Source organism: Ruegeria sp. BH8, assembly GCF_056538065.1.
Genome location: NZ_JBQFSP010000004.1, coordinates 203,103 through 212,124 on the forward strand (window position 1 = coordinate 203,103; position 9,022 = coordinate 212,124).

Genomic DNA, 9,022 nt, shown 5'->3' on the forward strand with positions numbered 1-9,022 from the left:
GGAGGATTGAGACATGGCTAAAAAAGCAATGATCGAACGCGAGAAGAAGCGCGAACGCCTGGTGGCCAAATATGCCGCAAAGCGTGCCGAGCTGAAAGAAATCGCGAATGACGAGAGCAAGCCGATGGAAGAGCGTTTCAAAGCGCGTCTGAAACTGGCGAAACTGCCGCGCAACAGCTCGGCTACCCGTCTGCACAACCGTTGTCAGCTGACCGGTCGTCCCCACGCTTACTACCGTAAGCTGAAGGTCAGCCGTATCATGCTGCGCGAGCTGGGTTCTGCTGGTCAGATCCCCGGCATGGTGAAATCGAGCTGGTAAGGGAGACATAGATATGAATGATCCTATCGGCGATATGCTCACCCGTATCCGCAACGCGCAAATGCGCGGCAAGTCCACCGTATCCACTCCGGCGTCGAAGCTGCGTGTTTGGGTTCTGGACGTGCTGGCGGACGAAGGTTACATCCGTGGCTATGAAAAGACGACCGGTGAAAACGGTCATCCGGCCATCGAAATCAGCCTGAAATACTACGAAGGCACCCCTGTCATTCGCGAACTGAAGCGGGTTTCGAAACCCGGTCGCCGCGTATACATGGGCGTCAATGACATCCCGCAGGTCCGTCAGGGTCTGGGCGTGTCGATTGTCAGCACTCCGAAAGGTGTGATGTCGGACGCAAACGCTCGCTCCAACAATGTTGGCGGCGAAGTGCTCTGCACCGTCTTCTAAGGAGGTCTGCAATGTCTCGTATTGGTAAAAAACCGGTCGAGCTGCCCAGCGGCGTTACCGCCTCTGTGTCGGGTCAGACCATCGAAGTCAAAGGTCCGAAAGGCACCCGCAGCTTCACCGCCACCGACGACGTGACGCTGTCGGTTGAAGACAACGTGGTCAAGATCGACCCTCGCGGCATGTCCAAGCGTGCCCGCCAGCAGTGGGGCATGAGCCGCACCATGGTTGCCAACCTGGTAACTGGTGTGACCGAAGGCTTCAAAAAAGAGCTGGAGATTCAGGGTGTGGGTTACCGGGCGCAGATGCAGGGCAACACCCTGAAGCTGAACCTGGGCTATAGCCACGATGTTGATTTCACGGCTCCGGAAGGTGTCACCATCACCGCACCGAAGCAGACCGAAATCGTTGTGGAAGGTATCGACCAGCAGCTGGTGGGCGAAACCGCGGCCAAAATCCGCGAGTGGCGCCGCCCCGAGCCGTACAAAGGCAAGGGCATCCGCTATAAGGGCGAGTTCATCTTCCGCAAGGAAGGCAAGAAGAAGTAAGGACGCAGACAATGGCAAACAGCAAAAGAACCCTGTTTCTGAAGCGCCGCCTGCGCGTTCGGAACAAACTTCGCAAGGTCAACGCGGGTCGTCCGCGCCTGTCCGTACACCGTTCGAACAAGAACATCTCTGTTCAACTGATCGACGACGTACGTGGCGTGACTCTAGCCTCGGCCTCGACCCTGGAAAAAGATCTGGGTGTTGTTGGCAAGAACAACGTCGAAGCGGCGACGAAAGTCGGCGCGGCCATCGCCGAGCGTGCCAAGAAGGCAGGCGTCGAAGAGGCCTATTTCGATCGTGGCGGCTTCCTGTTCCACGGCAAAGTGAAGGCTGTCGCCGACGCTGCGCGTGAAGGTGGTCTGAAGATCTGATGGTGTGCCGGGCTGAAGCCCGGCCTACCGGAAACGACGCCGTAGGCCGGGCTTCAGCCCGGCACCCGGCACTTTGAAGGCGGGTCCGCCCGCCTCGATGATCGGGGAGCCCCGGAATGTCATTCGCGGGTTCACTTCGATTGAGTAATTGGCGCCGCGAGCGCCTCTAGAGGAAAAGGGATGCCAAATGGCAGAACGTGAAAACCGTCGGGGCCGTGGCCGCGACCGTGAAGAAACACCGGAATTTGCAGATCGCCTGGTCGCAATCAACCGCGTGTCGAAAACCGTAAAAGGTGGTAAGCGCTTTGGCTTCGCCGCTCTGGTGGTTGTCGGCGATCAGAAAGGCCGCGTCGGCTTTGGCAAGGGTAAAGCGAAAGAAGTACCTGAAGCCATCCGCAAGGCGACTGAGCAAGCCAAGCGTCAGATGATCCGCGTACAGCTGCGCGAAGGTCGGACCCTGCACCACGACATCGAGGGCCGTCACGGCGCTGGTAAAGTGGTTATGCGCGCCGCGCCTGAAGGTACCGGTATCATCGCCGGTGGTCCGATGCGTGCCGTGTTCGAAATGCTGGGCGTCAAGGACGTTGTCTCCAAGTCGCTGGGCTCGCAGAACCCCTACAACATGATCCGCGCCACCATCGACGGCCTGCAGAAAGAGCAGAGCCCGCGTTCGGTTGCCGCACGTCGTGGCAAAAAGGTTGCTGACATCCTGCCCAAGCGGGACGACGCACCGGCTGCTGCTGAAGCAGAAGCATAAGGAGAGCACGTCATGGCAAAAACCATCGTCGTCAAACAGGTCGGTTCGCCGATCCGCCGCCCCGCCGAACAGCGCGCAACCCTGATCGGCCTGGGCCTGAACAAGATGCACAGAACCCGTGAGCTGGAGGATACTCCTTCGGTGCGCGGCATGATCCGCAAGATCCCGCATCTGGTAGAGATCATCGAAGAGCGCGGCTAAGCCCGCAGCTTCGAAGACTTAGAAACGCCTCCGGCCTCGGTCGGGGGCGTTTTTTGCTTAATGGCTTGCATGCCGGTGCCGTGAACTGATCCTCCGTCAATTCACCCTGAGCGCATGCCGCCTATGACTCGACGCATATAGTTCATGAATTGTGCGCGCTCAGGGTCATTCAAGACCTGTAATGCATCAGCATTCACGTTCTGAGCTGCCTCGTAGGCGCTGTTACGAAGTGCTGCGGCCTTCTCGGTCAACCAAATCAATTGCGCCCTGGCGTCAGCAGGGTTCTTCGTTCTTTTGATCAAGCCATCACGTTCCATACGGTTAAGCGTGTTGGCCAATGTCGCCTGTTCGACGTCAATTTTGGTCAGCAGATCCTTTTGCGTCACACCGTCTTTGAGCCAGAGTTCCAGCAAGATTGGGAATTGCCCGACGACGATGCCAAAGGGCGCAATGCGTTGCTGCAACTCCTTTGCGAACAATCGTGCCATGTGATTAACCAGATACCCGGCCGAGTTTTCTTTTTCGAAGTCCATGTCCTGGATTTACACTTGAATAGCATGCTATGCAATTTTATATAGCTTGCTATATTTCAGAATCGAAGGGAACCGAAATGGCTCGTATCAAAGAGTTGGACACGATCGTCACGCTGGCAGATCAGATGCAGACCGAGGAAGGACCGGTGGTGCTGATCAACCTGTTTACGGTGGACGCCGAAGACGAAAAGGCGCTGCTTCGGGCATGGGCGCATGATGCGGATTTCATGAAATCGCAACCGGGATATATCTCGACCCAGCTCCATCAGGGTATCGCGGGCAGTTCGACCTTTGTGAACTACGCGATCTGGCAGAACGTGCAAAGCTTTCGCGACGCATTCACTCATCCCGAGTTCCAGCGTCGGATCGCGGACTATCCAGCAAGCGCAGTGGCCCGGCCACATCTTCTTCGCAAGCTCGCAGTCGAAAACCACTGCGTCGCCTGACCCTCATTTGGGAGTAGCAACATGTTAAGAACCATCCACCCCATCACCGGAGTAGTAGGTTTTCTTACGATCCTCGTATTCTGGACATCCACTTTGTACAGTGAGTTATTTGCAAACCATGAGACCGTCGCGGCAGTAAAGTCCATGATCGTCAGCGGGCTATTTGTTCTGGTGCCTGCAATGGTGATTGTCGGTGCATCCGGGGCGACACTTGGGCGTCGCCGAAAAGATGCCCCTGCGCTCGCCAAAAAGAAACGGATGCCGATCATTGCTATGAACGGGCTCATCGTCCTTGTTCCAGCCGCCGTCTACCTGAGCGCAAAGGCAAACGCGGGCTCGTTTGATACCAGCTTCTATATTGTACAGATCATGGAACTGATTGCCGGGGCGACCAATCTGACACTGATGGGGCTGAGCATACGTGATGGTCGGGCGATGGCCGCCCGCAATAAAACGCGCAAAAGAAATGAAAGCGGCGTGTGATTGACGTGGCCCACGACATGTATAGCCATTCAATAGATGCATATCGGCTAGACCAAAATCTGCGTTGTTAGCGATAGCAAACGCTCCTATCTCTGCCTTGTCCAATGAAGGAACTCAAAAGGAAACGTCAGGGAATACGCCCTGATACGAGAAAGGAATACAGAGATGACAACTGCGACACTGACCCATACCGGCTTCAACTTCGGCACCCGGATCGCTGACATGATCACACGGATCAAAACAGCCCGCGCACGCGCTGCTGAGTATCAGCGCACCTATACCGAGTTGCAGCGTCTGAGCAACCGTGAGCTGGACGATATCGGCATCCGCCGCTGCGACATCGCAGATATCGCGCACCGGCACGTATATTGCTCGTAACCACTCACACAATTGAAACGACCCAAAGGCGCCTTAGGGCGCCTTTTCTATGTTCAGTGCAGGCCCTGCCCCGCGAGCAGGCCGCTCAGCGGCCGTCAGAGGGTGCGATAGCTGTTTGATGCGGCCCACAGTGCCGGTGACGCCAGAATTGCCCTGAGCGGCCGCTGGAGGGCGTGTGACCGCCCTGCCCTGACGCGCAAACCCAGAGCTTTGACGCCTGAAACGAAATCGGCCCCGGAGGAGTGATCCACCGGGGCCGAAAAATGTCGCTGTAAGCGTTGGATCAGAGACCGGTGCTTACGTCGATTGTGTTACCCTCTTCCAGGGTCACATATGCTTTCTTGACGTCTTTCCGACGGCCCAGCTGGCCGCGGAACCGCTTGACCTTGCCTTTGGTCACGGTGGTGTTCACCGCCTTGACCTTCACACCAAACAGTGCCTCAACGGCCTCTTTGATCTGCGGCTTGTTGCTTTCGATCGCCACTTCAAAGACAACCGCGCCATTTTCGGACGCCATGGTCGACTTTTCGGTGATGATCGGCTTGCGGATCACGTCGTAGTGTTCTGCCTTCGCGCTCATTTCAGACGAGCCTCCAGTGCTTCGACAGCCGCTTTGGTGAGCACCAGGGTGTCACGCTTGAGGATGTCATAAACGTTTGCACCCATCGACGGCAGGATATCCAGACCTTCGATGTTGCGCGACGCCTTCAGGAACCCTTCGTTCACGGTCGCGCCGTCGATGACCAGAGCGCGTTTCCAGCCCAGGTTTGCAACCTGTTTGGCCAGTGCGGCGGTCTTGCCTTCGGATTCGGCGTTCTCGATCACAACCAGTTCACCTGCTTTGGCTTTGGCCGACAGAGCGTGGCGCAGGCCAAGCTTGCGGAACTTCTTCGGCAGGTCGTGGCCGTGCGAACGAGGGGTCGGGCCCTTGTAAACACCACCCTTACGGAAGATCGGCGCGTTACGGTCACCATGGCGTGCGCCACCGGTGCCCTTCTGGCGGTAGATCTTCTTGGTCGAGTAGCTGGTTTCCGAGCGGGTCTTGACCTTGTGGGTGCCGGCCTGCGCGTTGTTACGCTGCCAACGGACCACACGGTGCAGGATGTCCGCGCGCGGCTCGAGGCCGAACAGGTCTGCATCCAGCTCGATGTCGCCGGCCTTGCCGCCGTCCAGTTTGATTACATCAAGTTTCATGCTTCACCACCTTCCGCGGATACTTCGTCCGCAGGTGCTTCGGTTGCAGCCGATTTCACAGCAGCCGGGAAAGGCAGGCCTTCCGGTGCTTTCTTCTTCACGGCGTCCTTGACGGTGACCCAGCCCGATTTCGGTCCGGGAACGGCGCCTTTGATGAAGACCAGACCACGGTCGGCGTCGGTTTTGACAACTTCCAGGTTCTGGGTGGTAACACGGGCAGCACCCATGTGACCGGCCATCTTCTTGCCTTTGAACACCTTGCCCGGGTCCTGACACTGACCGGTCGAACCGTGCGAACGGTGGCTGATCGACACACCGTGCGAGGCGCGCAGACCACCGAAGTTGTGGCGCTTCATCGCACCGGCAAAGCCTTTACCGATCGAGGTGCCCGACACGTCAACCTTCTGACCAGCCAGGAAGTGTTCTGCCGAGATTTCGGCGCCCACTTCGATCAGGCCATCTTCGGAGACGCGGAACTCGGCCAGCTTGCGCTTGGGCTCGACCTTGGCAGCGGCATAGTGACCGCGCATGGCCTTCGAGGTGCGTTTTGCCTTGGCAGCACCAGCGCCCAGCTGAACGGCGGTGTAGCCGTCTTTTTCAGCGGTCCGCTGTGCAACAACCTGCAGGTTGTCCAGGTGAAGAACGGTCACAGGGATCTGCTTGCCGTCTTCCATGAACAGGCGGGTCATGCCAACTTTTTTTGCGATAATACCAGAGCGCATATTCTATACCCTCCGATCTTACGACTGCAGCTTGATCTCGACGTCCACACCAGCAGCCAGGTCGAGCTTCATCAGCGCGTCCACGGTCTGGGGGGTCGGATCAACGATGTCGAGCAGACGCTTGTGCGTGCGGATCTCGAACTGGTCGCGGGATTTCTTGTCAACGTGAGGGCCACGGAGAACCGTGAACTTCTCGATCTTGTTCGGCAGCGGGATCGGGCCGCGCACATTCGCGCCGGTCCGCTTGGCAGTGTTGACGATCTCTTGCGTGCTGGCATCCAGAACGCGATAGTCAAATGCCTTCAGCCGAATACGGATATTTTGGCTTTGCATAGTAACAGCCTTTTATCAGGCGTTGAGGTTGAGAGGAGGACAGACGCGCATCGCCAACCCTCATCGAACCCAAAAGGCGGGAATCATCCCGCCTTGATGTTCTTGTTGAGAACCTGCGCGTATTAGTGGGGTTGGCGGGGTTTGACAAGGGGCAAACGTCACAAAGAACACCGTTTTATTCGCCGCCAGACACGCCATTGGTTAGCCATGCGTCTTCTACCTTCATCCCTTGGTAAACCGCATGCAGATACAGATGGGCAATCACAGGATCATTTGAGAACGGCGAGTAATCCAATTTGCCCTCTCGGACACCCACTTCGGCTTCATAAACAATCTCGTCGCCCTTCACGGTTACAAGCACTTCTAATTCCGCCAGTGTTTCTGGGTCAACGGATGTGGGGTCGTCTGACAGGATCACGAAATCCGCAACTTTGCCAACCTCAATGGACCCCTTTTCATCTTCCTCGAAATGCTGCCAAGCGGGCCAGATTGTCATGGCTTTCAAGGCAGTCATAACATCGACCCTTTGATGCGGCCCCAAAATATCTCCAGAGCGTGTGCGTCTAGTAACCGTCGCAGCAAGAACACGCATGCTATCTGGAAAGGCCACCGGGGCATCGTGGTGTGTGCCAAACATCATGTCCCGCTCGAGCAGCCATCCTGTGGGTGAGATATTGTCTGCATTGACCGGCCCAACGGTGTGATCACGATGCCAATCCCCCCAGTAAAACGTGTGCATCGGGAAAAGCGATGGGAATACGCCGAGGCGTTTAAAACTCGCAACCTGATCCTCTCTTAGAAACTGACCGTGGATCAGAACCGGACGATTCCCCGGGTCGCCATACTTCATCTGTGCCTCTTCGAGAGCTGCTATCAGCATGTCAGAAGCCCCTTCCCCGTTAGAGTGCACAAGGATTTGGAACCCATTTTCGTAACACCAATTAACGGCGTCCTGTAGCTGCTCCATCGTAATAGCAGCATACCCTGAATAACCGGCGGAGTAGCTTCCGACTGGATCATAATAGGGCCGATCCCTCAAAGCCGTGAAACCCTGAGGCGAGCCGTCAATCGTTAGCTTGCAGCCCCCGACCCGAACCCGGTCGTCGTAGTTCTTGGAGGTGTTTGCACCTATATATTCCCTAGCCTCAAGAACATCCGGGAAGGCTACCACGTCAATTGGGAGCCCATCTTCGGCGGCAACTTTCTTGAGAACGTCAACAATTTCTCCTGAGGTTCGGCCTTCTTGTCCGGTCGTGTATCCAAACTGTGCCCAAAGTTCGGTTCCAGCTTTGGCAAATGCCGCCAGGCCTTCTTCACCCAGATTTCCCAACATGGGCACAAGGACCGAAAAGAACGCATACTCTTCCAGAACACCGTTTGGCTCACCGGCGTCATCGCGTTGAATCACTCCGCCCGGAGGGGCTTTTGAAGCGGCTGTGATGCCTGCCAACTCTAGAGCTTTCGAGTTTGCTACTCCCAAATGCCCGGACTGATGAACGATAACGACCGGCAAGTCCTCAGACACAATGTCCAGTTCTTGTCGCGTAGGGTGGCGCAGTTCCTTTAATTGAGCATTGTCGTAACCAAAGCCGATGATCATTTTGACCTGTTCAACGGCTTGCGCATTTTCGTCGGCCCAGTCAGTCAACGTGGCTTGCAGACTGGCGATATCAACGACTTTCCCATCAGGCGGCGCAAGAAGGTTGGCGGACAATGCCTGCAACCCCCCCATGACCACATGACCGTGGCTATCTACAAAACCCGGAAGCATCGCGCGGCCTTCCAGGTCAAACGTTTCGGTTTCTTCACCGCGATGCATCGACAAATCAGACAACGACCCCACAGCAAGAACGCGTCCGTCTTTGACTGCGACCGCTTCAGCGGACGGAGCCTTATCGTTCATCGTTAACACAGGCCCTCCGAGATAAATCCTGTCCGCGATCTGCTGTGCGGACGCTGATGTGGATAAATAAACAAGTGCAGCAACTAGACCAACTGAACGCGCCAATAAGTGCATGCTGTGACCTCTTTCTAATTGTGATGCCTCAATATGAGAGAAGTAGCATTACAATCAGCTTAGGCAAAAACGAAAAAAGGGCGTCCCGAGGGAAGCCCTTTTCGTTGGTTCATTCGCTTGTGCGAATTATTCAGTAATCTTCGACACGACGCCGGCGCCGACGGTGCGGCCGCCTTCGCGGATGGCGAAGCGCAGGCCCTGCTCCATCGCGATCGGTGCGATCAGTTCAACGCCGAACGACACGTTGTCGCCGGGCATGACCATCTCGGTGCCTTCCGCCAGGGTCACGGTGCCGGTCACGTCAGTGGTCCGGAAGT

Annotated in this window: 16 protein-coding genes; 9 read left to right on the forward strand and 7 right to left on the reverse strand. The window is 56.6% G+C overall.

Annotation, left to right across the window (positions count from 1 at the left end):
- Window positions 1-13: 13 nt before the first annotated feature.
- From rpsN to rpmD, 6 genes are all read left to right on the forward strand, one after another.
- Entirely contained in the window at window positions 14-319 is a 306-nt protein-coding gene (gene rpsN, locus ACR0AD_RS11005) for a 30S ribosomal protein S14 (RefSeq protein ID WP_142639784.1), read from the forward strand.
- A 13-nt stretch (window positions 320-332) separates the two neighbouring features.
- Entirely contained in the window at window positions 333-725 is a 393-nt protein-coding gene (gene rpsH, locus ACR0AD_RS11010; protein WP_209505841.1) for a 30S ribosomal protein S8, read from the forward strand.
- A gap of 11 nt (window positions 726-736) precedes the next feature.
- Complete coding sequence (gene rplF / locus ACR0AD_RS11015; protein ID WP_039523384.1) at window positions 737-1,270, forward strand: 50S ribosomal protein L6; 534 nt, start codon at window positions 737-739, stop codon at window positions 1,268-1,270.
- An 11-nt stretch (window positions 1,271-1,281) separates the two neighbouring features.
- Complete coding sequence (gene rplR / locus ACR0AD_RS11020) at window positions 1,282-1,641, forward strand: 50S ribosomal protein L18 (protein ID WP_010437103.1); 360 nt, start codon at window positions 1,282-1,284, stop codon at window positions 1,639-1,641.
- A gap of 187 nt (window positions 1,642-1,828) precedes the next feature.
- Window positions 1,829-2,398: a 30S ribosomal protein S5 gene (rpsE, locus tag ACR0AD_RS11025; protein ID WP_209505839.1), complete on the forward strand. Its 570-nt coding sequence runs from the start codon at window positions 1,829-1,831 to the stop codon at window positions 2,396-2,398.
- Between the two features lie 12 nt (window positions 2,399-2,410).
- On the forward strand, window positions 2,411-2,599 hold the full coding sequence (gene rpmD, locus ACR0AD_RS11030) for a 50S ribosomal protein L30 (RefSeq protein WP_267364815.1): 189 nt from the start codon (window positions 2,411-2,413) through the stop codon (window positions 2,597-2,599).
- A 101-nt stretch (window positions 2,600-2,700) separates the two neighbouring features.
- Here the strand turns inward: rpmD and ACR0AD_RS11035 are convergent, their stop codons facing one another.
- Window positions 2,701-3,132: a MarR family winged helix-turn-helix transcriptional regulator gene (locus ACR0AD_RS11035; RefSeq protein WP_480484778.1), complete on the reverse strand. Its 432-nt coding sequence runs from the start codon at window positions 3,130-3,132 to the stop codon at window positions 2,701-2,703.
- Between the two features lie 77 nt (window positions 3,133-3,209).
- Between ACR0AD_RS11035 and ACR0AD_RS11040 the strand changes: the two genes are divergently transcribed.
- The 3 genes from ACR0AD_RS11040 to ACR0AD_RS11050 all read left to right on the forward strand — a co-directional run bounded on the left by ACR0AD_RS11040 (window position 3,210) and on the right by ACR0AD_RS11050 (window position 4,439).
- The gene (locus ACR0AD_RS11040; protein ID WP_171638091.1) at window positions 3,210-3,578 is read left to right on the forward strand and encodes an antibiotic biosynthesis monooxygenase family protein; all 369 of its coding nucleotides are present in this window, start codon (window positions 3,210-3,212) and stop codon (window positions 3,576-3,578) included.
- Between the two features lie 21 nt (window positions 3,579-3,599).
- A complete protein-coding gene (locus ACR0AD_RS11045) occupies window positions 3,600-4,061 on the forward strand; it encodes a hypothetical protein (protein ID WP_480487326.1) in 462 nt (153 codons plus the stop codon).
- 165 nt (window positions 4,062-4,226) lie between these two features.
- The gene (locus ACR0AD_RS11050) at window positions 4,227-4,439 is read left to right on the forward strand and encodes a DUF1127 domain-containing protein (protein ID WP_209505835.1); all 213 of its coding nucleotides are present in this window, start codon (window positions 4,227-4,229) and stop codon (window positions 4,437-4,439) included.
- 283 nt (window positions 4,440-4,722) lie between these two features.
- Here ACR0AD_RS11050 and ACR0AD_RS11055 read toward each other — a convergent pair whose 3' ends face one another.
- From ACR0AD_RS11055 to ACR0AD_RS11080, 6 genes are all read right to left on the reverse strand, one after another.
- Window positions 4,723-5,019 (reverse strand): 50S ribosomal protein L23, encoded by a 297-nt coding sequence (locus tag ACR0AD_RS11055; protein ID WP_170609990.1) that lies wholly within the window; start codon window positions 5,017-5,019, stop codon window positions 4,723-4,725.
- On the reverse strand, window positions 5,016-5,633 hold the full coding sequence (gene rplD / locus ACR0AD_RS11060; RefSeq protein WP_480487328.1) for a 50S ribosomal protein L4: 618 nt from the start codon (window positions 5,631-5,633) through the stop codon (window positions 5,016-5,018). Before rplD ends, ACR0AD_RS11055 begins: the two co-directional genes overlap by 4 nt.
- Window positions 5,630-6,355 (reverse strand): 50S ribosomal protein L3, encoded by a 726-nt coding sequence (rplC, locus tag ACR0AD_RS11065; protein ID WP_480487330.1) that lies wholly within the window; start codon window positions 6,353-6,355, stop codon window positions 5,630-5,632. The genes rplD and rplC overlap by 4 nt, the downstream gene beginning before the upstream one ends.
- An 18-nt stretch (window positions 6,356-6,373) precedes the next feature.
- The gene (gene rpsJ, locus ACR0AD_RS11070) at window positions 6,374-6,688 is read right to left on the reverse strand and encodes a 30S ribosomal protein S10 (protein ID WP_008756422.1); all 315 of its coding nucleotides are present in this window, start codon (window positions 6,686-6,688) and stop codon (window positions 6,374-6,376) included.
- Window positions 6,689-6,863: 175 nt separating this feature from the next.
- Window positions 6,864-8,591, reverse strand: a complete 1,728-nt coding sequence (locus ACR0AD_RS11075; RefSeq protein WP_480484782.1) for an amidohydrolase — start codon at window positions 8,589-8,591, stop codon at window positions 6,864-6,866.
- A 240-nt stretch (window positions 8,592-8,831) separates the two neighbouring features.
- The coding region (locus tag ACR0AD_RS11080) for an EF-Tu C-terminal domain-related protein (protein ID WP_480487331.1) at window positions 8,832-9,022 on the reverse strand (191 nt) is incomplete at its 5' end.

Bases quoted from the DNA above. Each gene is read 5' to 3' on its own strand.
- rpmD (WP_267364815.1), top strand. From the start codon at position 2,411: ATGGCAAAAACCATCGTCGTCAAACAGGTCGGTTCGCCGATCCGCCGC.
- rpsH (WP_209505841.1), top strand. From the start codon at position 333: ATGAATGATCCTATCGGCGATATGCTCACCCGTATCCGCAACGCGCAA.
- rpsE (WP_209505839.1), top strand. From the start codon at position 1,829: ATGGCAGAACGTGAAAACCGTCGGGGCCGTGGCCGCGACCGTGAAGAA.
- ACR0AD_RS11035 (WP_480484778.1), bottom strand. From the start codon at position 3,132: ATGGACTTCGAAAAAGAAAACTCGGCCGGGTATCTGGTTAATCACATG.
- rplF (WP_039523384.1), top strand. From the start codon at position 737: ATGTCTCGTATTGGTAAAAAACCGGTCGAGCTGCCCAGCGGCGTTACC.
- rplD (WP_480487328.1), bottom strand. From the start codon at position 5,633: ATGAAACTTGATGTAATCAAACTGGACGGCGGCAAGGCCGGCGACATC.
- rplC (WP_480487330.1), bottom strand. From the start codon at position 6,355: ATGCGCTCTGGTATTATCGCAAAAAAAGTTGGCATGACCCGCCTGTTC.
- ACR0AD_RS11055 (WP_170609990.1), bottom strand. From the start codon at position 5,019: ATGAGCGCGAAGGCAGAACACTACGACGTGATCCGCAAGCCGATCATC.
- ACR0AD_RS11050 (WP_209505835.1), top strand. From the start codon at position 4,227: ATGACAACTGCGACACTGACCCATACCGGCTTCAACTTCGGCACCCGG.
- ACR0AD_RS11075 (WP_480484782.1), bottom strand. From the start codon at position 8,591: ATGAACGATAAGGCTCCGTCCGCTGAAGCGGTCGCAGTCAAAGACGGA.
- ACR0AD_RS11045 (WP_480487326.1), top strand. From the start codon at position 3,600: ATGTTAAGAACCATCCACCCCATCACCGGAGTAGTAGGTTTTCTTACG.
- ACR0AD_RS11040 (WP_171638091.1), top strand. From the start codon at position 3,210: ATGGCTCGTATCAAAGAGTTGGACACGATCGTCACGCTGGCAGATCAG.
- rpsN (WP_142639784.1), top strand. From the start codon at position 14: ATGGCTAAAAAAGCAATGATCGAACGCGAGAAGAAGCGCGAACGCCTG.
- rplR (WP_010437103.1), top strand. From the start codon at position 1,282: ATGGCAAACAGCAAAAGAACCCTGTTTCTGAAGCGCCGCCTGCGCGTT.
- rpsJ (WP_008756422.1), bottom strand. From the start codon at position 6,688: ATGCAAAGCCAAAATATCCGTATTCGGCTGAAGGCATTTGACTATCGC.